The organism is Mycobacterium sp. H4Y, assembly GCF_000364405.1.
Lineage (GTDB): Bacteria > Actinomycetota > Actinomycetes > Mycobacteriales > Mycobacteriaceae > Mycobacterium > Mycobacterium intracellulare.
Window position 1 is genome coordinate 2,748,959 of record NZ_AKIG01000001.1, and the last position, 26,002, is coordinate 2,774,960.

At 70.0% G+C, this 26,002-nt stretch carries 24 protein-coding genes; 3 read left to right on the forward strand and 21 right to left on the reverse strand.

The window, feature by feature from the left end:
* Positions 1-67: 67 nt before the first annotated feature.
* The 7 genes from pyrF to pyrR are packed head-to-tail and all read right to left on the reverse strand — an operon-like array spanning position 68 to position 8,737.
* Positions 68-892, reverse strand: coding sequence for an orotidine-5'-phosphate decarboxylase (gene pyrF / locus W7U_RS11835; RefSeq protein ID WP_008258199.1), 825 nt, complete (start codon positions 890-892; stop codon positions 68-70).
* Positions 889-4,266, reverse strand: coding sequence for a carbamoyl-phosphate synthase large subunit (carB, locus tag W7U_RS11840; RefSeq protein WP_008258200.1), 3,378 nt, complete (start codon positions 4,264-4,266; stop codon positions 889-891). Before carB ends, pyrF begins: the two co-directional genes overlap by 4 nt.
* Positions 4,266-5,402: a glutamine-hydrolyzing carbamoyl-phosphate synthase small subunit gene (carA, locus tag W7U_RS11845; RefSeq protein ID WP_008258201.1), complete on the reverse strand. Its 1,137-nt coding sequence runs from the start codon at positions 5,400-5,402 to the stop codon at positions 4,266-4,268. Before carA ends, carB begins: the two co-directional genes overlap by 1 nt.
* Positions 5,399-5,914, reverse strand: a complete 516-nt coding sequence (locus W7U_RS11850) for a hypothetical protein (RefSeq protein ID WP_036429018.1) — start codon at positions 5,912-5,914, stop codon at positions 5,399-5,401. The genes carA and W7U_RS11850 overlap by 4 nt, the downstream gene beginning before the upstream one ends.
* A complete protein-coding gene (locus W7U_RS11855; RefSeq protein WP_008258203.1) occupies positions 5,911-7,203 on the reverse strand; it encodes a dihydroorotase in 1,293 nt (430 codons plus the stop codon). The genes W7U_RS11850 and W7U_RS11855 overlap by 4 nt, the downstream gene beginning before the upstream one ends.
* On the reverse strand, positions 7,200-8,159 hold the full coding sequence (locus tag W7U_RS11860; protein ID WP_008258204.1) for an aspartate carbamoyltransferase catalytic subunit: 960 nt from the start codon (positions 8,157-8,159) through the stop codon (positions 7,200-7,202). Before W7U_RS11860 ends, W7U_RS11855 begins: the two co-directional genes overlap by 4 nt.
* Positions 8,156-8,737, reverse strand: coding sequence for a bifunctional pyr operon transcriptional regulator/uracil phosphoribosyltransferase PyrR (gene pyrR / locus W7U_RS11865; protein ID WP_008258205.1), 582 nt, complete (start codon positions 8,735-8,737; stop codon positions 8,156-8,158). The genes W7U_RS11860 and pyrR overlap by 4 nt, the downstream gene beginning before the upstream one ends.
* A 433-nt stretch (positions 8,738-9,170) precedes the next feature.
* Here pyrR and W7U_RS11870 point away from each other — a divergent pair, with 433 nt between their 5' ends.
* A complete protein-coding gene (locus tag W7U_RS11870; protein ID WP_036429020.1) occupies positions 9,171-10,385 on the forward strand; it encodes a serine hydrolase domain-containing protein in 1,215 nt (404 codons plus the stop codon).
* 13 nt (positions 10,386-10,398) lie between these two features.
* Positions 10,399-10,938, forward strand: a complete 540-nt coding sequence (locus W7U_RS11875; protein WP_008258207.1) for a GNAT family N-acetyltransferase — start codon at positions 10,399-10,401, stop codon at positions 10,936-10,938.
* Here W7U_RS11875 and W7U_RS11880 read toward each other — a convergent pair whose 3' ends face one another.
* From W7U_RS11880 to W7U_RS11935, 12 genes are all read right to left on the reverse strand, one after another.
* Complete coding sequence (locus W7U_RS11880; protein WP_008258208.1) at positions 10,939-13,653, reverse strand: fumarate reductase/succinate dehydrogenase flavoprotein subunit; 2,715 nt, start codon at positions 13,651-13,653, stop codon at positions 10,939-10,941.
* The gene (locus W7U_RS11885) at positions 13,650-14,399 is read right to left on the reverse strand and encodes an ABC transporter ATP-binding protein (RefSeq protein ID WP_008258209.1); all 750 of its coding nucleotides are present in this window, start codon (positions 14,397-14,399) and stop codon (positions 13,650-13,652) included. Before W7U_RS11885 ends, W7U_RS11880 begins: the two co-directional genes overlap by 4 nt.
* Entirely contained in the window at positions 14,396-15,253 is an 858-nt protein-coding gene (locus W7U_RS11890) for an ABC transporter permease (RefSeq protein WP_020822982.1), read from the reverse strand. Before W7U_RS11890 ends, W7U_RS11885 begins: the two co-directional genes overlap by 4 nt.
* Positions 15,250-16,638 (reverse strand): ABC transporter substrate-binding protein, encoded by a 1,389-nt coding sequence (locus tag W7U_RS11895; protein WP_014385279.1) that lies wholly within the window; start codon positions 16,636-16,638, stop codon positions 15,250-15,252. Before W7U_RS11895 ends, W7U_RS11890 begins: the two co-directional genes overlap by 4 nt.
* Before the next feature lie 26 nt (positions 16,639-16,664).
* Positions 16,665-16,895, reverse strand: coding sequence for a ferredoxin family protein (locus W7U_RS11900; protein ID WP_008258228.1), 231 nt, complete (start codon positions 16,893-16,895; stop codon positions 16,665-16,667).
* Positions 16,892-17,650 (reverse strand): GntR family transcriptional regulator, encoded by a 759-nt coding sequence (locus W7U_RS11905; RefSeq protein ID WP_036429023.1) that lies wholly within the window; start codon positions 17,648-17,650, stop codon positions 16,892-16,894. The genes W7U_RS11900 and W7U_RS11905 overlap by 4 nt, the downstream gene beginning before the upstream one ends.
* A gap of 188 nt (positions 17,651-17,838) precedes the next feature.
* Positions 17,839-20,700 (reverse strand): aminotransferase class I/II-fold pyridoxal phosphate-dependent enzyme, encoded by a 2,862-nt coding sequence (locus W7U_RS11910; protein WP_008258230.1) that lies wholly within the window; start codon positions 20,698-20,700, stop codon positions 17,839-17,841.
* Positions 20,701-20,795: 95 nt separating this feature from the next.
* Entirely contained in the window at positions 20,796-21,182 is a 387-nt protein-coding gene (locus W7U_RS11915) for a hypothetical protein (RefSeq protein ID WP_008258231.1), read from the reverse strand.
* Positions 21,179-21,688 carry a transcription antitermination factor NusB gene (gene nusB, locus W7U_RS11920; RefSeq protein WP_008258232.1) on the reverse strand — a complete coding sequence of 170 codons (510 nt, stop codon included), beginning with the start codon at positions 21,686-21,688 and terminating at the stop codon, positions 21,179-21,181. The genes W7U_RS11915 and nusB overlap by 4 nt, the downstream gene beginning before the upstream one ends.
* Positions 21,685-22,248, reverse strand: a complete 564-nt coding sequence (gene efp, locus W7U_RS11925; protein WP_007171952.1) for an elongation factor P — start codon at positions 22,246-22,248, stop codon at positions 21,685-21,687. Before efp ends, nusB begins: the two co-directional genes overlap by 4 nt.
* A 126-nt stretch (positions 22,249-22,374) precedes the next feature.
* On the reverse strand, positions 22,375-22,599 hold the full coding sequence (locus W7U_RS11930) for a hypothetical protein (RefSeq protein ID WP_008258233.1): 225 nt from the start codon (positions 22,597-22,599) through the stop codon (positions 22,375-22,377).
* A 36-nt stretch (positions 22,600-22,635) separates the two neighbouring features.
* Positions 22,636-23,745, reverse strand: a complete 1,110-nt coding sequence (locus W7U_RS11935; protein ID WP_008258234.1) for a Xaa-Pro peptidase family protein — start codon at positions 23,743-23,745, stop codon at positions 22,636-22,638.
* Positions 23,746-23,778: 33 nt separating this feature from the next.
* Here W7U_RS11935 and W7U_RS11940 point away from each other — a divergent pair, with 33 nt between their 5' ends.
* Positions 23,779-24,465 (forward strand): B-4DMT family transporter, encoded by a 687-nt coding sequence (locus W7U_RS11940; RefSeq protein ID WP_009955904.1) that lies wholly within the window; start codon positions 23,779-23,781, stop codon positions 24,463-24,465.
* On the opposite strand, the gene aroQ is transcribed toward W7U_RS11940, so the two are convergent.
* A complete protein-coding gene (aroQ, locus tag W7U_RS11945) occupies positions 24,462-24,896 on the reverse strand; it encodes a type II 3-dehydroquinate dehydratase (RefSeq protein WP_008258236.1) in 435 nt (144 codons plus the stop codon). The two genes, W7U_RS11940 and aroQ, sit on opposite strands and share 4 nt — an antisense overlap.
* Positions 24,893-25,984: a 3-dehydroquinate synthase gene (gene aroB, locus W7U_RS11950; protein ID WP_008258237.1), complete on the reverse strand. Its 1,092-nt coding sequence runs from the start codon at positions 25,982-25,984 to the stop codon at positions 24,893-24,895. Before aroB ends, aroQ begins: the two co-directional genes overlap by 4 nt.
* Positions 25,985-26,002 lie beyond the last annotated feature (18 nt).

Here is a 26,002-nt window from a genome sequence, read left to right on the forward strand (position 1 = left end):
TAGCCGGGCGCAGCGGGTCGCCGCATAGTCCAAGCCGGGCGCAGCGGGTCGCCGCCATCGGACTAGCTCACACCGCCAGGTAGGCGACAGCGTCCAGCATCCGTTCGGCCGCCCCGCGCAGCTCCGCCACCCCCGGCCCGGCCCGCAGCACCTCGCGCGCGACCGCGGGCAGCAGCTGCCCCGGCTCGGCGCCGCCCAGCCCGGCGAGCGCCTCGGGGCGCCCGCCCTGCACCCCGAGGCCCGGCACCAGCACGGGCCCACCCAGGGCGCTGAGATCGGGCGCCTGCAGCACCGTCGCGCCCACGACGACGCCGACGTATCCGGGCCCGGACGGGGTCGCGGACCGATTCACCACGGCCGCCTGGTCGACGACCAGCTGGGCCACCGTGCGGCCGTCGAAGGCGGCCCGCTGCACGGTCGCGCCCTCCGGGTTGGAGGTCGCGGCGAGCACGAACACCCCCCGGTCGTGCGCGGCGGCGGCTTCCAGCAGCGGCCGCAACGACCCGAACCCCAGGTACGGCGTGGCCGTCACCGCGTCGGCGGCCAGCGGCGAATCCCCCGCCCAGGCGGCGGCATAGGCGGCCATCGTCGTTCCGATGTCGCCGCGCTTGGCGTCGGCCAGCACCAGCACGCCGGCCGACCGCAGGGCCGCGATGGTGCGTTCCAGCACCGCGAATCCGGCCGCGCCGTACGCCTCGAAGAACGCCACCTGCGGCTTGACGACGGCGAAGCCGGAGAACGCCTCGATGCAGATGTCGCAGAACGCGGCCAGCCCGTCGGCGGTGGTGGGCAGCCCCCAGGCCCGCAGCAGCTCGGGGTGCGGGTCGATGCCCACGCACAGCGGTCCGCGTTCGGCCTTCGCGTCGCTCAGCCGGACCCCGAAGCCGGTCACCGGGCCCCGTTTCCGGGCAGGCCGCCCTGGCCGATCTGGCTGTGCAGCTCCTGCAGGCTGCGCACCCCGATGTCGCCGCGGATGCCCGCTTCGATGCCCTGCACCGCGGCCGACGCGCCCTGCACCGTGGTGACGCAGGGGATGTTGACCGACACCGCGGCCGAACGGATTTCGTAGCCGTCGATGCGCGGACCGGAATTGCCGTAGGGGGTGTTGATCACCATGTCGACCTCACCGGCCTTGATCACGTCCACCGCCGACTGCGCGGGCCGCCCCGGCTGCGGGTCCTCGAAGTGCTTGCGCACCTCGTCGCACGGAATCCCGTTGCGGCGCAACATCTCCGCGGTGCCCTCGGTGGCGAGGACGCGGAATCCCAGGTCGGCCAGGCGCTTGACGGGAAACACCAGCGAGCGCTTGTCGCGGTTGGCGACCGACACGAAGATCGTGCCCCGCGCCGGCAGCGACCCGTAGGCGGCGGTCTGGCTCTTGGCGAACGCGCTGCCGAAGTCGCGGTCGATTCCCATCACCTCGCCGGTGGACTTCATCTCCGGGCCGAGCAGCGAATCGATGGCGGCGCCGTCGATGCGGCGGAAGCGGTGGAAGGGCAACACCGCCTCCTTGACGGCGATCGGGGCGTCCAGCGCCGCGTGTGCCCCGTCCCCGGAAGCCGCCAGCAGCCCCTCCTCGCGAAGCTGGGAGATGCTGGCGCCCAACATGACCCGGGCGCACGCCTTGGCGAGCGGGATCGCGGTGGCCTTGGACACGAACGGCACCGTACGGCTGGCCCGCGGGTTGGCCTCGAGGACGTAGAGCACGTCGTCCTTGAGCGCGTATTGCACGTTCAGCAGCCCCACCACACCGATGCCGTGCGCGATGGACTCGGTCGCGCGGCGCACCTTCTCGATGTCGCTGCGGCCCAGCGTGACCGGCGGCAGCGCGCAGGCCGAGTCGCCGGAGTGGATGCCGGCCTCCTCGATGTGCTCCATGATGCCGCCGATGTACACCTCGGTGCCGTCGCAGAGCGCGTCGACGTCGATCTCCACGGCGTCTTCGAGGAAGCGGTCGACCAGCACCGGGTGTTCGGGCGAGAGCTCGGTCGCGCGGGTGATGTAGCCCCGCAGCGTCTCCTCGTCGTAGACGATCTCCATGCCGCGACCGCCCAGCACGTAGGACGGGCGCACCAGCACCGGGTATCCGATGTCTTCGGCGATCCGGCGGGCCTGGTCGAAAGTGGTTGCGGTGCCGTACTTCGGGGCCGGCAGGCCGGCCGCGGTGAGCACGTCGCCGAACGCGCCGCGGTCCTCGGCCAGGTCGATGGCTTCCGGCGGGGTGCCGACGATCGGCACGCCGGCGTCGGCGAGGCGTTGCGCCAGCCCCAGCGGGGTTTGACCGCCGAGTTGCACGATCACCCCGACCACCCCCGGCCCGTCCCCGGCCGATTGTTGCTCGGCGCGAAACACCTCCAGGACGTCCTCGAAGGTGAGCGGTTCGAAGTACAGCCGGTCGGCGGTGTCGTAGTCGGTCGACACGGTCTCGGGGTTGCAGTTGACCATCACGGTCTCGAAACCGGCCTGGCTCAACGTCGTTGCCGCGTGCACGCAACTGTAGTCGAATTCGATGCCCTGCCCGATCCGGTTGGGGCCCGAACCCAGGATCAGCACCTTGGGTTTCTGGGTCTGCGGGGCCACCTCGGTCTCGGCGGCGGGGTCGAGCTCGTAGCTGCTGTAGTGATACGGCGTCTTGGCCTCGAACTCGGCCGCGCAGGTGTCGACGGTCTTGTACACCGGGTGCACGCCGAGGCGCTCGCGTAGCGAGCGCACCCCGTTCTCGCCGGCCAATTCCGGTCGCAGCGCGGCGATCTGGCGGTCCGAAAGCCCGTTGTGCTTGCCGCGCCGCAGCAGGTCGGCGTCGAGGACCGGGGCGGCGATCAGTTCGGCGCGCAGCGTGATCAGCTCGCCGATCTGCGCGACGAACCACGGGTCGACGCCGCTGGCCTCGGCGACGCGTTCCACCGAAGCGCCCAGGCGCAGCGCGAGTTCGATGTCGTAGAGGCGGCCCTCGGTCGGGGTGCGCAGCCGGGTCAGCACCTCCGCCGGCCCCTTTTCGGCCCCTGCCGGATCGTCCGGCTTGGTCCAAAAGCCCGTGCGGCTGGTCTCCAGCGAGCGCATCACCTTGCCCAGCGCCTCGATGAAGTTGCGGCCCAACGACATTGCCTCGCCGACGGATTTCATCGTGGTGGTCAGGGTGGGGTCGGCGCCCGGGAACTTCTCGAAGGCGAACCGCGGGGCCTTGACCACCACGTAGTCCAGGGTGGGCTCGAAGCAGGCCGGGGTCTCCTTGGTGATGTCGTTGACGATCTCGTCGAGGGTGTAGCCGATGGCCAGCTTGGCGGCGATCTTGGCGATCGGGAAGCCGGTGGCCTTGGACGCCAAGGCGCTTGACCGCGACACCCGGGGGTTCATCTCGATGACGATCAGCCGGCCGTCGGCCGGGTTGATCGCGAACTGGATGTTGCAGCCCCCGGTGTCCACGCCCACCTCGCGCAGGATCGCGATGCCCAGGTCCCGCATCCGCTGGTATTCGCGGTCGGTCAGCGTCATGGCCGGCGCGACGGTGACCGAATCACCGGTGTGCACGCCCATCGGGTCGAAGTTCTCGATCGAGCACACCACGACGACGTTGTCGTTGCCGTCGCGCATCAACTCGAGCTCGAATTCTTTCCAGCCGTAGATCGATTCCTCGATGAGCACGTTGGCGCTGGGGCTTTCGGCCAGCCCGGCGCCGGCCATCCGGTCGACCTCCTCGACGGATCGCGCCATCCCCGAACCCAGACCGCCCATGGTGAAGCTGGGCCGCACCACCACCGGCAGGCCCAGCTCCTCGACCGTCTCGCGGACCTCTTCCATGGTGAAACACACTCGGCTGCGGGCGGATTCACCGCCCACCTTGGCGACGATGTCCTTGAACATCTGCCGGTCCTCGCCGCGCTGGATGGCGTCGAAGTCGGCCCCGATGAGCTCGACGCCGTGGCGCTCCAGCGCGCCGTTCTCGTAGAGCGCGACCGCGGTGTTGAGCGCGGTCTGCCCGCCCAGGGTGGCCAGCAGGGCGTCGATCTTGTTGCCGCGCTCGGCCTGCTGGGCGATCACCTTCTCGACGAATGCGGCGGTGATCGGCTCGACGTAGGTGTGGTCGGCGTACTCCGGGTCGGTCATGATGGTCGCCGGGTTGGAGTTGACCAGGCTGACCTCCAGGCCCTCGGCCCGCAGCACCCGGCAGGCCTGGGTGCCCGAGTAGTCGAACTCGCAGGCCTGACCGATGACGATCGGCCCGGAGCCGATCACCAGGACGTGACGCAAATCGGCGCGACGCGGCACTACCGCCCCTTTCCGCGGTTTGGGGCCGCCATCAACTCGATGAATTGGTCGAACAGATAATTCGCGTCGTGCGGCCCGGCGGCGGCCTCGGGATGGTATTGAACCGAAAAGGCCCGTCCGTCGGCGAGTTTGACACCCTCGACCACCCCGTCGTTGGCGCACGTGTGGCTGACGATCGCCTGGCCGAACGGCGTGTCGAAGGACTGTCCGGCCTCCCCCTCGAGTGCGAAGCCGTGATTCTGTGCGGTCACCGCCACCCGCCCGGTGGCGTGGTCGATCACCGGGATGTTGATGCCGCGGTGACCGAACACCATCTTGTAGGTGGACAGGCCCAGCGCGCGGCCCAGGATCTGGTTGCCGAAACAGATGCCGAACAGCGGGATTCCGGCGCCCAGCACCTCGCGGGTCACCGCCACGATGTGGTCGGCGGTGGCCGGGTCGCCCGGGCCGTTGGACAGGAACACGCCGTCCGGATTGATGTCGGCGATCTGCCGGTAGGTCGCCGAGGACGCCAGCACGTGGGTGCGGATGCCGCGGCGGGCGAAGTTGCGCGGCGTGTTGGTCTTGATGCCCAGGTCCAGCGCGGCCACCGTAAACCGGGGCTCCCCTTCGGGTTCCACGATGTAGGTGTCCGGCGTGCTGACCTCGCCGGCCAGGTCGGCGCCCAGCATGGACTGCTGGCCCCGCACCCGCTGCAACAGCTCGTCGGGGTCGGCGAGCGCGTCCCCGGAGAACACGCCCGCCTTCATCGAGCCGCGGGTGCGCAGGTGCCGCACCACCGCCCGGGTGTCGATGCCGGCGATCCCGACGACGTGCTGGCGGATCAGTTCGTCCTCCAGGGTGCCGGTGGCCCGCCAGTTGGACGGGCGCGGCGAGGGATCGCGCACCGCGTAGCCGGCGACCCAGATCTTGTCGCCGCGGCTCTCGGCGTCCTCGTCGTTCCAGCCGGTGTTGCCGATCTGCGGCGCGGTGGCCACCACGATCTGCCGGTGGTAACTGGGATCGGTCAGCGTCTCCTGGTAACCGGACATGCCGGTGGAAAACACGGCCTCGCCCAGTGTTTGGCCGATCTTGCCGAACGGGGTGCCGGTGAAGACGCGGCCGTCTTCGAGTACCAATAGGGCCTTACTGCTCACGCGACCTCATTCTCCTGGCCATCCCGTTCCTCCAGCCACGGGTCGTAGTCATGGCGGTGATCCGCCCGGAAACCGGTGTCGATCTCGACGCCCGACGGCAGCCGCCAGCGGATCGCCAGAATGCCGATCCGGGCCGGCCTGACCGCCATTCCGCGCTCCATGCGGATGGCCGTGATCGAGTCCCGTGGAATCCAAATCGGGTGGGCCCGCAGGCGTTCCACCATGATGCCCCCGGCGTAGCGGGTCAGCACCGCTTTGCTGCGGTAACCGAGATCGCCCGCCGCGATCCGCTCGTTCCAGCCCGGCGCCATCATGGACCCGCAATAGTGGCCGCGGGTGGTGATGCTCGCCGCACCGACCTGGTCCGGGATCTGCGGCAGGTCGCCGATCAGCTCCGCCTGCCGCTGCGCGCGGCGCTGCCAGCTGCGCATCATCAGCTGGATCACCACCGTGATCACCACCACCAGCACGGCCGCGAAGATCAGCGACCCCGCCAGCGTGCCCGAATTCATGCCGGGCACTTCCCGTCTCGGCAGGTGACCTTGCCGCGCAGCAGGGTCGCGGTCACGGTGGCGGGCAGGGTCATCGCTTCGTAGGGCGTGTTGGCCGACCGGCTGGCCAGGTCGGGCCCGGCGACGGTCCAGGAGGCGTCGGGGTCCACCACGGTCAGGTTGGCCGGCTCCCCCACTTCCAGCGGCCGGCCGTGATCGGGCAGGCCCACGATGCGCGCGGGGTTCTCGCTCATCACCCGGGCGAGGCCACGCCAGGTCAGCAGCCCCGGGATGACCATCGTCTGCACGACGATCGACAGCGCCGTCTGCAGTCCCAGCATGCCGGGCCGCGCCGCGGAGAACTCCACGCACTTCTCGTGCTCGGCGTGCGGGGCGTGATCGGTGGCCACGCAGTCGATGACGCCGTCGGCCAGCGCCTGGCGCAGCGCAACCGCGTCGGCCGCCTCGCGCAGCGGCGGGTTGACGCGGTTACGCCCGTCGTAGCTGGACAGCCGGCTGTCGTCGAGCATCAAGTGGTGCGGGGTGACCTCGGCGGTGATCGAAATCCCTTGATCCTTAGCCCATTTCACGATCTCGACGGTGCCGGCGGTGGAGGCGTGGCAGATGTGCACCCGGGCGCCGGCGTCGCGCGCCAGCAGCGCGTCGCGGGCGACGATGGATTCCTCGGCGGCCCGTGGCCATCCGGACAGGCCCAGCCGGGCGGCGGTGGGTCCCTCGTGGGCGACGGCGCCGACGGTCAGCCGCGGCTCCTCGGCGTGCTGGGCGACGAGCACGCCCAGCCCGGTGGCGTACTCGAGGGCGCGGCGCATCACCAGCGGATCGTGCACGCAGATGCCGTCGTCGGAGAACATCCGCACCTGCGCGGCCCCGGCGGCCATCATGCCCATCTCGGTGAGCTCCTTGCCGGCCAGCCCGACGGTGACGGCGCCCACCGGGTGCACGTCCACCAGGCCGACCTCCTGGCCCCGATGCCAGACGTGGTCGGTGACCACCGGGCTGTCGGCGACCGGGTTGGTGTTGGCCATCGCGAACACCGCGGTGTAGCCGCCCAAAGCCGCGGCGGCCGAACCGGTTTCGATGTCTTCGGCATATTCGCGGCCCGGTTCGCGCAGGTGGGTGTGCAGGTCGACGAACCCAGGCAGCAGCACCTGGCCCGTCGCGTCGATGACGTCGGCGGTGTCGGGGATCTTCAGGCCCGGGCCGATCTCGGCGATCTGACCGTCCTCGGCCAGGACGTCGACGCGGTCGCCTTCGCCGTACAGCCGAACCCCGCGCAGCAACACGCTCATGCGGCCCCCTCGCTTCCGGCCGACTCGGCACCCACCAGCACGTGAAACAGCACCGCCATCCGCACGTGCACACCATTGGAAACCTGTTGCAGCACGGCCGATTGCGACGAATCGGCCACCGATGACGCGATCTCCATGCCGCGCAGCATCGGCCCGGGGTGCAGCACCACGGCGTGCCCGGGCAGCATCGCCTGGCGGCGATCGGAAAGCCCGTACAGGGACGAGTATTCGCGCACCGACGGGAAGAAGCCGCCGTTCATCCGCTCGGCCTGCACGCGCAGCATCAGCACCGCGTCGGCGGCGGGTAGCTCGGCGTCGAAGTCGTTCGACACCGTCACCGGCCAGCCGTCGACGCCGACCGGCAGCAGCGTCGGCGGTGCCACCAGCACCACTTCGGCGCCCAGGGTGTGCAGCAGCATGACGTTGGAGCGGGCGACCCGGCTGTGCAGGACGTCGCCGACGATCACGACCCGCCGGCCCTCGATGCCGCCGAGCCGCTGGCGGATGGTGAGCGCGTCCAGCAGCGCCTGCGTCGGGTGCTCATGGGTGCCGTCGCCGGCGTTGATCACCGAGGGGCCGGAATCGCCGCCGGCGCGTGTCCATTCGGCAAGCAGGTGCGCGGCCCCCGACGCCGGGTGCCGGATGATCAGCGCATCGGCCCCGGCGGCCCGCAGCGTCAGCGCGGTGTCGCGCAGCGACTCGCCCTTGCCCACCGACGATCCGGCGGCGCTGACGTTGATCACGTCGGCGCTCATCCACTTGCCGGCCACCTCGAAGGACACCCGGGTGCGGGTCGAGTTCTCGTAGAACATCGTCACGATGGTGCGGCCGCGCAGCGTCGGCAGTTTCTTGATCTCGCGGCCGACCAGCGCCTGGGCGAAGCGGTCGGCGTCGTCGAGGATGGCGGTGGCGTCGTCGAGGCTCAGGTCCCCGGCGGCAAGCAGGTGTCGGGTCATCGCGAGATCACCACCCCGTCGTCACCGTCGCTCTCCCGCAACAACACGTGCACGCTCTCGGTGCGTGAGGTGGGGACGTTCTTGCCCACATAGTCGGCGCGCAGCGGCAGTTCGCGGTGGCCCCGGTCGACCAGCACCGCCAGCTGCACCACCCGGGGGCGGCCGACGTCGCGCAGCGCGTCCAGGGCGGAGCGCACCGAGCGGCCGGAGTAGAGCACGTCGTCGACCAGGATCACCAAGGCGTCGTCGATGCCGCCGGCCGGGATCGAGGTGGCTTCCAGCGGACGGGGTGGTTTTTGCATCAGGTCGTCGCGGTACAGGGTGATGTCCAAAGCACCCCAGGCGACGTTGGCGGGAGAGCCGCCGCTGTATTCGCCGATGTTGCCGGCCAGGCGTTCGGCCAGGATCACGCCGCGAGTGGGGATGCCCAGCAGCACGACCCGCGGAGCGTCGGGGCCGTCGAGGGCCGTCTTTTCGATGATCTGGTGTGCGATACGGGAAATGGTGCGGCCCACGTCGGCCGCCGACATCAATTCCCGGGAATCACTGCCTGAGCGCGTGTCGCCCGCAGCACCCATACGAAACTTGACCTCCTTCTCCGCCTCACCGGACGGATCGTTAAAGGATGTCGACTGCACGGCAGCGTAGCACTTATTTCGGGGGCGGCGGCGCCGGCCGCGTGTGGCGCGCATCGCTCCCCGGTCGCGCTCGTCACACGCGTCCCACGAGTCTCTCCGGGGAGGCACACGATGTGTGCCCACCTCCCAGCGACAAGTTGCCGAGCGGCACCCGCCACGGGCGGCACCGCTACGGGCGGCACCCGCCACGGCCCGCGTCCCGGCCCGTTGTCGCTCGGAGGCGGGCAAAACACCCATCGCTTCGCCCAGTGTCGCGTGGGAGGAGAATCGGACGGTCCGTCGGCGCGCGTTGCGCCGCGTTCGCGCGCGTTGCGCCGCGTCCGTGCGCGGCGGCGCCGGTCGCGCGGCGGCGCCGGCCCGCTAACCTGACCGGGTGAATCGCTCGACCCTTGACGGCAACGCGGCCTCCGTCCGCGAGGTGTGCGACGCCGGCCTGCTCGCCGGCGCGGTGACGGTGGTATGGCAGCGCGGAGAACTGCTGCAGGTCAACGAGATCGGCTACCGCGACGTGGACGCGGGCCTGCCGATGCAGCGGGACACGCTGTTTCGCATCGCGTCGATGACCAAGCCGGTGACGGTCGCGACGATCATGAGCCTGGTCGACGAGGGCAAGCTGACGCTCAAGGATCCGGTCGTGCGCTGGGCGCCGGAGCTGGCCGGCGTGCGGGTGCTCGACGATTCGCATGGCCCGTTGGACCGCACCCACCCGGTGAACCGCGCCATCCTCATCGAGGACCTACTCACCCATACCAGCGGCCTGGCGTACGGATTCTCGGTGTCCGGCCCGATCGCCAAGGCCTACATGCGGCTGCCGTTCAACCAAGGCCCGGACGCGTGGCTGGCCGAACTGGCCAAGCTGCCGCTGGTGCACCAACCCGGCGAGCGGGTCACCTACAGCCACTCCATCGACCTGCTGGGCGTCATCGCTTCCCGCATCGACGGCAAGCCGTTCCATCAGGTTCTCGACGAACGGATCCTGGGGCCGGCGGGCATGACCGACACCGGGTTCTTCGTCACCGCCGAGGCGCGGCGGCGCGCGGCGACCATGTACCGGCTCACCAACGAGCACCAGCTGCAGCACGGGGTGATGGGCCCGCCGCACCTCACGCCGCCGTCGTTCTGCAATGCCGGCGGCGGGTTGTGGTCGAGCGCCGACGATTACCTGCGCTTCGTGCGAATGCTGCTCGGCGGCGGAACGATCGACGGGGCGCGGGTGCTCTCGGAGGAGTCCGTGCGGCTGATGCGCACCGACCGGCTGACCGACGAGCAGAAGCGGCACAACTTCCTGGGCGCGCCGTATTGGGTCGGCCGCGGCTTCGGGCTGAACCTGTCGGTGGTGACCGATCCGGCAAAAAGCACACCGCTGTTCGGACCCGGCGGCGTCGGCACGTTCAGCTGGCCCGGCGCCTACGGGACCTGGTGGCAGGCCGATCCCACCGCGGATCTGGTCCTGATCTACCTCATCCAGAATCTGCCGGACCTGACCGTCGACGCGGCCACGGCTGTCGCGGGCAACACGTCGCTGGCCAAACTCCGCACGGCCCAACCGAGATTCGTCCGCAACACCTACCGCGCGCTCGGCCTCTAAAGGGCGCATCGCCATGCCCGACTACCCACCCGACCGCATCAACGGGCCGCGGCTGACCCTGCGCCTACCCACGCTCGACGACGCCGGACCGCTGTACCAGCGGGTCGCGCGCGATCCGCAGGTCACCAAGTATCTGCTGTGGGCACCGCATCCCGACGTCGCGGCGACGCGGCGGGTGATCACCGAAAAGCTCAACGCGGCCGCCGACGAGAAGACCTGGGTGATCGAACTGCGGCACCGCGGCGAGGTCGTCGGGCTGGCCAGCTGCCGACGCACGGCGGCGCACTCGGTCGAGATCGGCTACTGCCTGGGCCGGCGGTGGTGGGGCAAGGGCCTGATGTCGGAGGTGCTCGGCATGCTGCTAACCGCGCTCGACGCCGATCGCGACGTGTATCGGGTCTGGGCCACCTGCAGCGTCGACAACGAACGCTCGGCGCGTCTGCTCGAGCACGCCGGCTTCTTCCTGGAGGGCCGGCTGGCCCGGCACGCCGTCTACCCCACGATGGGACCCGAGCCGCAGGACAGCCTCCTCTACGCCAAGATCCTGCGCTGACTAGCCGTTCTGCAGCGAGCCGTCGTGCTCGAGCGCCCGGCGGGCGTAGGCCCGCACGTCGGCGTCGCTGTCCTTGAGCGCGATCCCAAGCGCGTCGCGGGCGTCGGGTTCGGCCGCCCAGCGCGTCAGGCTGAGCACCGCCGCCTTGCGCACGTCCAGGTGCGCGTCGCTGAGCGCCTCGGACAGCTGGGGAACCGCGAAATCCGCAGCCGCGCCGGCCAGCGCGCGCGCCGCGCCTTCGCGCACCTGCCAGGCCGGGGCCCGTAGCGCCTGCGTGACGGCGGCGTAATCGTCTTGGCTGCAACCTATCTCACCCAGCGCGGCGAGGCCGGCGGCACGGACCAACGGGTCGGTGTCGGCGACCAGCCCGCGCACCGCCCGGCTAGCTGGGGCTGCCACCGCCGCTAGCGTCGCCAGACCGGCGGCCGCGGCGATCCGGACCTCCCGGTTCTCGTCGCCGGCGGCGTCGACGACGCCCTGCACGTCGTCGACGGACACCAGCGCGCGCACCGCCTCGATGCGGACCCGATGATCGGCATCGGCGAGGGCGCGGCGGTAGTGGGCGCCGTCACCGGCGCGGCGTGCCGCCAGCACGTACAGCGCCGCCGCCCGCACCACGCGGTCGGCCGAATCCAGGTATTCCCGGGCCTTTTCGGGCTCGGGCAGCACCTCGACCAGTTCGCGGATCCCGTCGGCGCCGGTGCGGCGCACGGCCGCGTCGTCGTCGCCCAGCACCGCCAACAGCGCGGGGGCGTACCCGTCGGGGATGTGCTCGGTCAGCGTGGCCACCGCGGTGCGGCGCACGCCGGGATCGAAGTCGGCCAGGTAGCGCGCCAGGTCGGCGACCGTCGGCTCCTCGAGCGCCAGCACTTCGGCGATGCGAGGCGAGGGCGCCTCGAAAGCCGTTGTCGCCGAGGCGATTCGGGACACCGCCGTGGCCGGGGCCTGGCCGCCGATCAGCGGCGGCTCCTCCACCGGGTACACGGTCCGGTCGGTGGGCGGCAGGCCGTCCAGCTCCGGGACCGGCACGAAGTACGGCGCCACCGGCCGCTTGAGGAACACCATCTCCCCGCCGGCGTCTTTGCGAAGGTTGAGGTGGTAGCCCCACTGGGCGTCGTCGCGGCCGGGCAGATCGGCGCGGTCGTGATAGAGGCCCCACCGCGATTCGGTGCGGGTGTGCGAGGATCGGGCGGCCATCTCGGCGCAGTCCCGGATGAACGACACCTCCACCGCGCGCATCAGCTCGTGCGGGTTGCGGGCGCCCATCTCGGCGATCTCCTCGCTCATCCGCTCGAAGGTGCGGATCGCGAGCGACAGTTTGGCCGCCGTCTTGGGCGGGGCGACATAGTCGTTGACGAAGCGGCGCAGCTTGTATTCGACCTGCGGCTGCGGCGGCCCGTCGGGGTGGCGCAGCGGCCGGTAGATCAGCTCGTGCGCCTCGCGCACCTGGTCGGACGGAAGCCGTTGCGGCGCGGCGACGTCGGCCAGGGTGGACGCGGCGTGCGTGCCGGCCAGGTCGCCGAACACGAACGCCCCGATCATGTAGTTGTGCGGGACGCAGGCCATGTCCCCGGCGGCGTACAGGCCGGGCACCGTGGTGCGGGCCTGCTCGTCGACCCACACGCCGGACGCGGAATGCCCACTGCACAAACCGATCTCGGAGATATGCATCTCGATGTCGTGGGTGCGGTAGTCGTGGCCCCGGTTGGCGTGGAACGTGCCCCGGGTGGGCCGTTCGGTGGTGTGCAGGATGTTTTCCAGCGCCGTCAGCGTCTCGTCGGACAGATGCGTCACCTTGAGATAGATGGGCCCGCGCGCGGAGTCGATCTCGCTTTTGACCTCGGCCATCATCTGCCCCGACCAGTAGTCGGAGTCCACGAACCGCTCGCCGTGCGCGTTGACCTGGTATCCGCCAAAGGGATTGGCCACGTACGCGCACGCCGGCCCGTTGTAGTCCTTGATCAGCGGGTTGACCTGGAAGCATTCGATGCCCGACAGCTCGGCGCCCGCGTGGTAGGCCATCGAGTAGCCGTCGCCAGCGTTGGTCGGGTTCTCGTACGTGCCGTACAGGTAGCCCGAGGCGGGCAGCCCGAGCCGGCCGCACGCCCCGGTCGCCAGGATGACCGCCTTGGCGCCGACGGTGACGAACTCGCCGCTGCGCGTGTTCAGCGCCGCGGCGCCCACCGCGCGGCCGCCATCCACCAGCACCCGCACCGGCATCAGCCGGTTCTCGATCCGGATCTTCTCGCGCATCGACCGTTGCCGCAGCACCCGGTACAGCGCCTTTTTCACGTCCTTGCCCTCGGGCATCGGCAGCACGTACGAGCCCGAGCGGTGCACCCGGCGCACGGCGTATTCACCGTGCTCGTTCTTCTCGAACTTCACCCCATAGCGCTCGAGACGCTGCACCATCGCGAACCCGCGGGTGGCGGTCTGATAGATGGTGCGCTGGTTGACGATTCCGTCGTTGGCGCGGGTGATCTCGGCGACGTAGTCCTCGGGTTCGGCCTTGCCGGGGATCACCGCGTTGTTGACGCCGTCCATGCCCATCGCCAGGGCGCCCGAGTGCCGCACGTGGGCCTTCTCCAGCAACAGCACCTGCGCGCCGTTCTCGGCGGCGGACAGTGCCGCCATGGTGCCGGCGGTGCCGCCGCCGATGACCAGGACGTCACAGTCGAGCCGGACCGGTGCCGCCGGGTCGGGAATCTGCATCATGGAACCTCCGCGTGGTTCAGCGCGGCGATGATCTGCGCGCGCAACTCCTGCTGTGGCCGGTCGCTGCGCGGCTCCGGCACCTCGATCGAGGCACGCACCGGCTCACCGGCGCGGCCCAGCACCACGATGCGGTCCCCCAGCGCCAGCGCCTCGTCGACGTCGTGGGTGACGAACACGATCGTGGTCGGGTGGGTGCGCCAGGTGTCGATCAGCAGCCGCTGCATGGCGGCGCGCGTCTGGGTGTCCAGCGCGCCGAACGGCTCGTCCATCATGACCGCCCGGGGCGCCCCGGCCAGGCCCCGCGCGAGCTGGACGCGCTGGCGCATCCCGCCGGACAGGCTCTTGGGCAAATAGTTGCCGAATCCGGTGAGCCCGAGTTCGTCGATCCAGCGTTCGGCGGCGGCGCGCCGGCCGGCCCGGGGTGCGCCGCGCAGGCGCAGCGCCAATTCGATGTTGGACCGCACGGTGCGCCAGGGCAGTAATGCGTTGTCCTGGAACACCATTCCCCGGTCGCCCGAGGTGGTTTCGACGGGGTCGCCGTCGGCCAGCACGCGGCCGCCGTCGGGTAAGAGCAGGCCGGCCAGGGCGCGCAGCACGGTCGACTTGCCGCAGCCCGACGGCCCGGTCAGCACCAGGATCTCGCCCGGCCGCACCACCAGGCTCAGGTCGTCGATCACCGCAGGACCGTTGTAGGACAAGCGAACCCGGTCCAGCTCGAGGCCCATCCCGGTCTTGGTCGCGGTCATCGTGCGCCCTCCTGGGCGCGCGGCAGCCAGCGGGTCACGCGGCGGCCCACCAACTCGACGGCCGCCGACGTCACGAATCCCAGCACCCCGATGGTGATGATGCCGACGAACACCCGCGGGTAGGCCAGCACGGTGTAGTCCTGCCAGGTGCGGTAGCCGACGCCCAGGCGCCCGGAGATCATCTCGGCGGAGATCACGCAGATCCAGGCCACGCCCATGCCGACGGACAACCCGCCGAACACACCCGGCAGGATGCCGGGCAGCACCACCTGGGTGAGCACCTGCCAGCGGCCGCCGCCGAGCGTGCGCACCGAGTCCTCCCACAGGGTGGGCAGCGCGCGCACCGCGTGCCGGGTGGAGACCATGATCGGGAAGTAGGCCGCCAGGAACGTGATGAACACGATGCCGGCCTCGTCGGTCGGGAACAGCAGGATGGCCACCGGCACCATGGCGATCGCCGGGATGGGCCGGGCCAGCTCCACCAGCGGCCCGAACACGTCGGCGAACAACCGCGAGCGGCCCAGCAGCACACCGGTCGCGACGCCGACGACGGCGGCCAGCCCGAACCCGGTCAGGATGCGGATCAGCGACTGCGCCAGGTCGAGCCAGTACTCGCCGGTGCCGAGCCGGCGGTGCAGCGCGTTGACGATCTCGGTGACGGTGGGCAGCGTGTCGAATCGCAGCAACAGCCGCACCTTGTCCGCGGTGAGCAATTGCCACACCCCGATCGCGGCGGCCACCGACGCCAGCCGCAGCAGCCGAGACTGCCACCGTGCCGCGATCCGCCGCGGCCGCGCCACCGCGGGCGTCGAGACGACGCCGAGGACTTGATCGGCCACCACGTGGGCAGTCATACCGAACCTCCCAGTGCCTCTTGGTAATCCATGGCGACACCGCGCGGGTGACCGGCGAGGTACCGGTTCGCCCCGGCCGGGGTGCCGAACGGCAGGTAGTTCTGCCCGTCTTTGACCCAGAACGCCTTGTCGGCGAACCAGCGGGTGCCGAGCTCGGCGTCGGGAACGTAGGCGGCGCGGACCTTGGCTCCGTGGCTGACCGCGTCCCGCACGGCCTGCAGCAGCGCGGTCGGGGTCGCGACCGTCTGCGTGGCGTCGGCCCCGTCCAGCCACAGCTCGCTGGCCAGCGCGGGGTCGCCGCGCAGCGCCGACGGGTTGGCGGTGCGCGCCCGCGACGCCGCATAGTCGAGGCCGCGGGCGGTGAACACCGCGCGCAGCGGTTCGTCCACGACGAACTTCGCCACATCGAGATCGGCGAAGTCACCGATCGACTTCAGGTACGGCACATCGCTTTTCAGCGCCTCGACCAGCGAGGGCTTCAGCGTGGTGTCGAACGACGTGCCCCCGGGACCGTTGTAGAGGTAGACGACCTCCTGGGGCAGCCCGCTTTCCTTGGCCACGATGCGGGCGGCCTGCAGCGGCTTGTCGTTGAGGAAATCGGTGGCGTCCAACTGCGCCTGCAGGAAGGCGCCCAGCACCTCCGGGTGCGCCGACGCGTAGGAGCGGCGCACCACCACACCGTGCAGGGTGGGCAGGTTCAGCTCGGCCCCGTCGTAGAGCAGCTTGGCCTTGCCCTGATAGACCAGCAGCCCCGGCCAGGCGACGAATTGCGAAAGCGCCTGTACCTGACCGGATTCCAGCGCCGATGCCCCGACCTGCGGTTGCTGGTTGAGCACCTCGACGCCGGTGACGCCGGCCCTGCCCAGCGCGCGCACCAGGGTGCCGTGGCCGGCCGACCCGACGCTGGCGGAGACCTTGGTGCCGGCGAGGTCGGCCAGGCCCTTGGCGCGCGAATCCGGGGTCACCACCACCATGTTGAGGGCGCCCTTGGGGTTGTAGCCGGTGATGGAGACGATCTCGGTGCGGGCCAGCGGGTTGGCCTGCGTCTTGGAGCCGTTGATCAGCATCGGATAGTCGCCCATCGAGCCGATGTCGATCTTCTCGGCGAGCATCTGCGCGGTGATCGGGGCGCCGGTGTCGTAATCCTGCCACCGCACCGCGTATTTGGTGCCGGTGCGGGTGGTGATGTCGGCAAGGCGGTGTTCGAGGTAGCCCTGTGCGCGCAGCAGCGTGCCCGCGGTGACGGTGTTGATGGTCTTGGACTGGTATCCCACCACCACGTTGACCACGCCGGATGACTGCGACAGGGATTCCAGCGAGCACCCGGAGGTGAACGCGGCGATCGCGATCATCACCGACGCCGGCCAGACGGCGTGTCGTCTCATCGAAGAATCCTGGGGATAAACGCTTTTCAGCGAAGGAGATAGGGCATGTTGACGGTGACGGCGCCGGTCGGACAGCGGGCCGCGCAGGGGCCGCAGTACCAGCATTCGTCGACATGCATGAAGGCCTTGCCGGTGTCGGGGTTGATGGCCAGCGCGTCGAGCGGGCAGACCTCCACGCACAGCGTGCAGCCGTCGATGCACAGCGACTCGTCGATCGTCACCGGCACGTCCGCGCGCGTGTTGTTGATCAGCGTCATGGGTTGCTCCTCGTTTCGGCTCGGACAAGATTGCCGCGCATGGTGATTCGGTCGCCGCGCATCCGGATGTACTCGAGGTCGACGGGGGTGCCGTCGGCGAGGCTGGTGAGGCGCTCCAGCATCAGCAGCGCCGCGCCGTCGGGCACCTGCAGCGTGGCCGCCGAGTGCGCGTCGGCGGGGATGGCCTCGAGCGCCAGCGCCGCCGAGCCCAGCCGCTGCCCGCTGACCTCCTCGATGAGCGCGAACAGGTCGTCGGTTTCCAGGGGATGGTTCAGGACCTGGGCGCCGATGTCCGGGGCGAGGTAGGTGAGGTCCAGGCTGAGCGGCAGGTCCCCGAGGTAGCGCAGCCGCTCGACGAACACCGCCCGCTCCCCCGGTTTCAGCCGCAACCGGCGGGCCACCGACGGCGGCGCGGTGACCGGCATGGCCGCCCGCACCTCGTTGCGCACCTCGCCGAGATCCTTGAACGTTTCCTTCAGGCCCAGCAGCGCGTCGAGCCCGTGGTCGTACTTGCGCTGCGCGACGTGGGTGCCGACCCTGGGCCCGCGGTCGATCAGCCCCTCGTGCTTGAGGACGGTCAGCGCTTCGCGAACGGTGTTGCGCGAGACCGAGAACTCGGCGGCCAGATCGAGTTCGGCCGGCAGGCCGTCCGGGTAGGCGTCGGCGTGGATCTGCTGGCGCAACACGTCGGCGACCCGGCGGGCGCGGCTGGCCCGCGAGCCTTGAACATCCCCGACGGGTACTGGTTGCGCCACGCCGCCACGCTAACGCAGCTCAGGGGCCCTTTCCGGGCCGCCGGGCAGCGTCGGCGACGGCGCCCAGCCGCATTGCGCCGGGTCCCGTTCGCGCCCGACCAGCGGAAACCTCGGACCGACGCGCCATTGCGCCACCTGCGGCGATCCGCCGGTGTTGCGATCTGGATGAGCAGAACCCGACGCGCGCGTCAGGTGTTGTCGGCGACCGACGGCACCGCCGGCGCGCCGTTGCGCGCCCCGTTCATGCCGGAGGCGACGGAGGCGTCTGCGGGCAGCTCGAACGCCGCGGTCACCGAGCCCACCGCGGCCGCCGCGGCGTTGCGTTGCGCTTCCATGCGCGCCAGCGCCGTCTCGGTGAAGACCGACAGCCCCAAATCGGGGTTGTAGCCGTGGATTTCCTTGACGTCGAGCTGGGCCAGGAAGTAGACGATCTCCTTGGAGACCACCTGGCCGGGCACCAGCACCGGGAAGCCCGGCGGGTAGGGCACCACGAACGTCGTCGACACCAGCGTCTTGCCCTCGGCCAGCCGCCGGCCCGCCATGCCGATCAGCACGTGCTCGCGATCGGCCTCTTCGTATCCGGCGTAGAACGCCGACCGCATGTCACCGAAGTTGCATTCGTCGACGGGCCGGAACGCGACGTCGAACTCGCTGAAGTCGGGCAGGTGCGGCAGGTCCTCGGTGATCTCCTCGACGTGGCGCTGCTGCAGCGCCCGGTCCGCCACGCTCGCCGCCTTTTCGGTGCGGTCGAAATCGATTGCCACCCTCCGCAACACGTCGAGCAGGTAGTGCACGCTCGACCAGGTGACGCCGATCGTGAAGATCAACAACACGCTGTTGATCGACGTCTTGTTGATCTGGATGCCGAACCGCTCCATCAGGATCTTCTCGCGGAAGTCGTAACCGTTCATCCCGGTCGCGCCGACGAACAGGGTTACGCGCGTCGCGTCCAGCACGAACTGGTCGGAGCGCCACGCCTCGTTCCATTCGGCCAGCGCGCCCTGCCTGACCTCGCGGTACGAACTGACCGACGACTCCCGGAATTCCTCGGGCACCAAATCGGATTCGTCGAGGATGCGGAACCACTTGCTGATCAGCCGGTCCTTGCGGACCCGGTGCCGGAAGACCAGCGCCATGTCGTAGACCTGCCGGACGAGTTGGAAACCCTCGATGTCGACCTGGCGGCGGGCCAGGTCCAGCGACGCGAGCAGCTGCTGGTTCGGTGAGGTCGACGTGTGGGTCAAAAACGCCTCCCCGAACGCGTCGCGGGTGAGTGCGTTGAAATCCTGGTCACGGACGTGGATCATCGACGCCTGCCGCAGCGCCGACAGCGATTTGTGCGTGGAGTGCGTCGCGTAGACGCGGACCCGCGCGCTCGCCGGATCGGGCATCAGCTCACGCTCGATCCACTCCGACCGGTCGACCCCGTCCATCGACGCGGCCCATTTCCGGTATTCCTCAACGTATTCCGGCGATGCCAGCATGTGCTCGAGGCGTTCGGCGGCCACCATCGCGGTCCGCTGCCGCGCCCACGGCACCGCCGTCGCGAAGGCGTACCACGCCTCGTCCCACAGAAAGCAGATGTCCGGCTTGATCGCCAGCACCTCCTGCATGACCTGCAGCGGGTTGTAGACGACGCCGTCGAACGTGCAGTTGGTCAGCAGCAGCATCCGCACGCGGTCCAGTTGTCCCGCCGCCTCCAGGTCCAGCAGCGTCTGCTTGATGGTGCGCAGCGACACCGCCCCGTAGATCGCGAACTGCGGCAACGGATAGGCGTCCAGGTAGAGCGGGTAGGCGCCGGCCAGCACCAGCCCGTAGTGGTGCGACTTGTGGCAGTTGCGGTCGATCAGCACGATGTCGCCGGGCCGGGTCAGCGACTGCACGACGATCTTGTTGGCGGTCGACGTCCCGTTGGTGACGAAGTAGGTGTGGTCGGCGTTCCACGTTTTCGCGGCCTTGTCCATCGCCTTCTTGATGTTGCCGTGCGGGTCGAGCAGCGAGTCCAGACCGCCGGAGGTGGTGGAGGTTTCGGCCATGAAGATGTTGCGGCCGTAGAACTCCCCCATGTCCTGCAGAGACCTGGAGTTGAAGATGCTGGCGCCGCGCGCGACGGGCAGCGCGTGGAACTGGCCGACCGGCGCCGCCGCATACGCCCGCAGCGCGTCGAAAAACGGTGTGGCATAACGGTTCCGCAGCCCGGCGAGCACTGTGCTGTGCAGATCGGTGACGTCGTTGAGCCGGTAGAACGTCCGGTCGTAGACGTCGGGCTCGCTGTCGTCGCCCGCCGCGATCGACTCGTCGGTGAGCAGGTACAGGTCGATGTGGGGCCGCAGCTCCCTGATCCATTCGCCGCACTCGACCCAGTCGTTGGCGCGGTCGGGGATGACGCCGTCCGCGTCCTCGTTGGGCCCGAGCAGCGTGTTCATCAGCGGCAGCCGGTCACGCGAGCGCAGCGGCAGGTCGTCGCGGATGATCGCGGCCTGGATCTCCCCGTTCAAAGCGACGGCGGTGATCGCGTCCTCGACGCTGGGGACGACCAGGATCTCGAACTGCACATCGTCGGACGGGCAACGCAGCGCCCGCAGGCATTCGGCCAGGCTGTCCGGCGCCGTGCTGGGGGCGTCGTCGGCGAGCAACACGGTGTAGAAGTGCTGCTGTTTGGCCTGCGCCACCAGCTCCTGGTCATCCAGCGGCGCCGAGGTGTCGAAAAGGCCTGCGCGGTCGCCGTATTCGCTCAGCAGCCGCACGGCCAGGGAGACCTCTTCGGTGAGCCGCACCGTGGACAGGCTCTCCAGGTGCGCGCGGAAGACCGCCAGGTTTTCCGCGCCCGGGTACAGCCAGTAGCGCTCGTAGGCGGCGATGCGGTCCATCAAACGCTTCACCCGGGCCACGTCGTGGGTTTTGTCCAAGCCGGCGAGATCCACCTCGGCGAGGTGGCGGCACGCGTCGTCGAGCAGGTTCCAGGTGTCGACCCGGGCGTAGGACGGGTTGGCCACCGCCGCCAGCGCGGAGACTCGAAGTCGTCGCGGCTGGGTGCTGTATCGGATCATGACCTCACCTGTTCTTCTCGGATCGCCGCCGCTGCAGTCCAACTCGTATTGTCAACCCGCCGCGCCCCGACCGTGGCCGTTTCACCTGAGCTTGATCAGTGATCCGGCTCGTCACCACCTTCGATCATCCGCCGGTTTGCCCGGGCGTCCGCCCACCGCAGCACGGGCAACTCCCGGCTACGGGCCGGCAGGTCGGTGACGTCGCTGAGCGCTCGCACCACGCCCTGCGTCAGGCCCATGATCGCGGCCATCACCGGCAGCAGCGGCTGCAGCGGCCGGGCCGCCGAACGCACCGTGCTGATGCGGCGGGCGACGGCCACCCGTTCGACGCAGTGATACAGCCACGCGCCCACCCCCAGCGCGAAGATCGAGAGCACCGAGGCGACGATGGTCCACCCGTAGGCGGCGCACACCACGGCACCCACCACCACCGCCGCGGCCAGCACGGCCGCAACGACCAGGCGCAGCTCCAACCGGCTCATGGCTGCGGTCCGTGGTCCTCCGCTGTGCCGGGGGCGTCGGAACCCGCCGCGCCCCGAACGGCCTGGGCGGCCGCCCTGATCTGCGGGGTGACCAGCATGACGTGGCCGAGCACCCCGTTGACGAAGCCCGGCGAGTCGTCGGTGGACAGCTCCTTGGCCAGCTGGACGGCCTCGTCGACGGCGACCGGCTCCGGCACGTCGTCGGCGTAGAGGAGCTCCCACACCGCGACCCGCAGGATGGCGCGGTCCACGGCGGGCAGCCGGTCCAGCGTCCAGCCCTGCAGATGCGAGCTGATCAGGTCGTCGACGTGTGCGGCGTGTTCGCCGACGCCCCGCGCCACCGCCGCCGTATACGGCTGCAGGGGCGCGATTTCGGGGTTCGCCTCGGCGAGCCCGGTGCGGACGTCGACCACCTCCGCGGGGCTCAATCCGCGCGCCTCGGCTTCGAACAACAGGTCGACGGCGCGCTTGCGAGCCTGATGTCGCCCTTTAACGGGCCGGCTCACGCGTTGACACGTCCCAGGTAGCTGCCGTCGCGGGTGTCCACCTTCAGCTTGTCCCCGGTGTTGATGAACAGCGGCACCTGAATCTCGGCCCCGGTTTCCACGGTGGCGGGTTTGGTGCCGGCGCTGGACCGGTCGCCCTGCAGGCCGGGCTCGGTGTGGGTGACCTCCATCTCGACCGACACCGGCAGCTCGATGTAGAGCGGCGCCCCGTTGTGGAACGCCACCTGCACCGGCAGACCCTCGAGCAGGAACCGGGCGGCGTCGCCGACCAGCGACTCCGGCAGCGGATGCTGCTCGTAGTCCTGGCTGTCCATGAACACGAAGTCCGAGCCGTCGCGGTACAGGTAGGTGGTGTCGCGCCGGTCCACGGTCGCGGTTTCCACCTTCACCCCGGCGTTGTACGTCTTGTCGACGACCTTGCCTGACAGCACATTCTTCAGCTTGGTGCGCACGAACGCCGGGCCCTTGCCGGGTTTGACGTGCTGGAACTCGACGATCTGCCACAGCTGGCCGTCGATCACCAGCACCAGTCCATTCTTGAAATCGGCAGTGCTTGCCACGGTTCGGTACGTCTCCTCGGGGATGGACAGTCGTCTAGGGAACTGTCTGTGACTTGTCGGCCAGTTTAGAGTGCTCGCCGGCGCGGGCCCGCGGCCCGGGGTCGGGGCGCTGACGGGTGGAACGTGTCAGCGGTGGGCGTGTTGTCCGTCGACCCGGGATGGTTCCTCGTGCGACGCCAACGGCTTGATCATCGTCAACAGCGGGACGCGCAGCGTCACCCCGCTGGCGAACGGCAGCCGCACGGCGAAATAGACGATGTCCATCTCCAGCCGTGTCTCGCGTAGGGGCTGGGCGTACATGTCCCACCGGAAATCCCGCAGGCGCGCCAGCCCCCGTGCCACCCCGTTCACGCCCCCGACCTTACTCGGGCGCGCAACCCCCCCGAGCTAGGAGAGAACGGCCAGCTCCTTGGGGAATTTGGTCAGCAGTTCCGGGGCCTGCGCGCGGCCCTCTTCCGGCACCACCAGGGTGTCCTCGATGCGGACGCCCCCGCGGCCGGGCAGGTAGACGCCGGGTTCCACGGTCACCACGGACTCGCCCAGCAAGGTGCCGGTGGACGTGGCGCCGATGCCCGGCGCCTCGTGGATCTCCAGACCCACGCCATGGCCCAGGCTGTGGCTGAACTGCTCGCCGTAGCCGGCGTCGGCGATCACCTGGCGGGCCGCGGCGTCCACCCCGCGCAGGTCGGCGCCGGCGCGCAGCGCCTCCCGGCCGGCCCGCTGGGAGTCGGCGACCAATTGGTAGATCTCCAGCTGCCAGTCGGCGGCCTTGCCAAGCACGAACGTGCGGGTCATGTCGGAGTGGTAGCCGCCGACCAGCGCGCCGAAGTCGATCTTGACGAAATCACCGGCCGCCAGCGCGGCGTCGGTGGGGCGATGATGCGGGATCGCCGAGTTCGGCCCCGCGGCCACGATGGTCTCGAACGAGATCGCGTCGGCGCCGTGGTCGAGCATCAGGGCCTCGAGCTCCCTGCTGACCTCGCGTTCGGTGCGGCCGGGCCGCAGCCCGCCGCGCGCCACCAGGTCGGTGAGCGCGGCGTCGGCCGCCTCGCAGGCCAGGCGCAGCAGGGCGACCTCACCGGCGTCCTTGACCTCGCGCAACGCCTCGACGGTTCCGGCGGCCTTCACCAGTTCGGTGGGCGCCTTCCGGTCGTTCAGCTCGCCGGTCAGGGCGTCGAATCCGTCGACGGTCACCACGTTGCTTTCGAAACCCAGCTTTCGCGCACCCGCCGCGGCGGCCTGCCCGACCAGGTAGCGCCCCAGCACGCGCTCGATGGCGACCTCCAAGTCCGGCGCCTGCTCGGCGGCCTGGGTGCGGTACCGGCCGTCGGTCGCCAGCAGGGGGCTTCGATCGTCGGCGAACACCAGCAACGCGCCGTTGGACCCGGTGAATCCGGAGAGATAACGGACGTTGACCAGGTCCGTGACCAGCAGCGCATCCAATCCGCTGGTCTGCAGCCGTGCTCTGAGCCTGTCTCGACGCTGTGAATGTGTCACGGGTCTTGACGGTACTCGCTACGCTTTTGGGCCATGAGTAACTGGATGCTGCGCGGATTGGTGTACGCCGCGGCGATGGTCGTCGTTCGATTGTTCCAAGGTGCGCTGATCAACGCGTGGCAGACCCAGGCGGGTTTGTTCAGCGTGGTGCTGCTGCTGCTGTTCGTCATCGGGGTCGCCGTGTGGGGGGTTCTGGACGGCCGGGCCGACGCCATCGCCAACCCCGATCCGGACCGACGCGGCGACCTGGCGATGACCTGGCTGCTGGCCGGCCTGGTCGCGGGCCTGCTCAGTGGCGCCGTCTCCTGGCTGATCGCGCTGGTGTACACCGGCCTGTACACCGGTGGGCTGATCAACGAGGTGACGACGTTCGCGGCGTTCACCGCGCTGTGCGTCTTCCTGCCCGGCATCATCGGCGTGACCATCGGCCGCTGGCGGGTGGACCGCAATCCCCCGCCGCGCCGCCCCGGCACTGACGAGGAACGCGCCGACACCGACGTGTTCTCCGCGGTGCGCGCCGACGACGCGCCCACCGGTGAGATTCCCGCGGCCGGCGCCCAGACCGAAGAGCGGACCTCCGCTGTCGCCACCGCCGAGCGCGAGGGGCCCACGGAGACGATGCCCACGGAGGAATCCCCCACCGAGACGATCGCCAAGACCGAGGACGACCCGAAGACCGAGGTCATCCCGTCGGCCCGCGAGGAGCCGAAAAAGGACTAGCCGGCGGCGGCCAGGTAACGCAGGGCGAGCAGATAGCCCTGCACGCCCAGCCCCACGATCACTCCGGTCGCGACCGGGCTGAGGTAGGAGTGCCGCCGAAACTCTTCGCGCGCATGCACATTCGAGATGTGCACCTCGATCAGCGGCGCGCTCAATTCCGCGCACGCGTCGCGCAGCGCCACCGAGGTGTGGGTGAGCCCGCCGGCGTTGAGGATCACCGGTTCGCTCGCGTCGGCCGCCGCGTGGATCCAGTCCAGTAGCTGCGCCTCGTTGTCGCTTTGTCGCACAACGGCTTTGAGGCCGAGCCCGGCGGCTTCGCGCTCAATCAGCGCCGCCAGCTGCTCGTGCGTGGTGTCGCCGTACACGTCGGGCTCGCGCCGGCCGAGCCGGCCGAGGTTGGGACCGTTGATCACGTTCACCGTGGTGGTCATGATTGCGCCTCCGCGAGTCCGGCGTACGCCGCCGCCAACAGCGACGGGTCGGGCCCGGCCAGCCGGCCGGGCTTCGCCAGCCCGTCGAGGACGACGAACCGCAGCACACCGGCGCGCGACTTCTTGTCCCCCGCCATGTATTCCAGCAACTGAGGCAACGCGTCGGCGTCGTAGCTGACCGGCAGGCCGAGCGCGGACAGAATGGTGCGGTGGCGCTGCGTGGTGGCGTCGTCGAGGCGCCCGGCGAGGCGGGCCAGTTCCGCGGCGAAGACCAGCCCCACCGATACCGCCGCGCCGTGCCGCCACTCGTAGCGCTCCCGGCGTTCGATCGCGTGCCCCAATGTGTGCCCGTAGTTGAGGATCTCGCGCAGCTCGGACTCCTTCTCGTCGGCGGCGACGACCTCCGCCTTGACCGCGATCGCGCGGCGGATCAGCTCCGCGAGCACCTCACCGGAAGGGTCCACGGCGGCTTTCGGGTCGGCCTCGATGAGGTCGAGGATCACCGGATCGGCGATGAAGCCCGCCTTGACGATTTCGGCCATCCCGGCGACGAGTTCGTTGTGCGGCAACGTTTGCAGCGTCGCCAGATCGACGAGGACCGCGCGCGGCTGGTGGAACGACCCGACCAGGTTCTTCCCCGCGTCGGTGTTGATGCCGGTCTTGCCGCCGACGGCCGCGTCGACCATGCCCAGCAGCGTCGTGGGCACGTGCACGATGTCGACGCCGCGCAACCAGGTGGCCGCCGCGAAACCGGCGACGTCGGTGGCCGCGCCGCCCCCGAGGCTGACCAACGCGTCCTTGCGCCCGATCCCGATGCGGCCCAACACTTCCCACAAAAAGCCCACGACCGGCAGATCCTTGCCGTCCTCGGCGTCCGGGATCTCGATGCGGTGGGCGTCAACGCCCTTGTCGGCCAACCGGCTTCGGATCAGCTCGGCGGTCTCGGCCAGGACCGGTTGGTGCACGATGGCCACCTTGTGCCGGTCGCCGAGCAGCTCCTCGAGCTCCGTCAGCAGGCCGGTGCCGATGATCACCGGGTACGGCGGGTCGACGGCCACCTCGATGGTGACCGGGTCACCGGCTGTCATATGGCGCCGCTCCTCCTC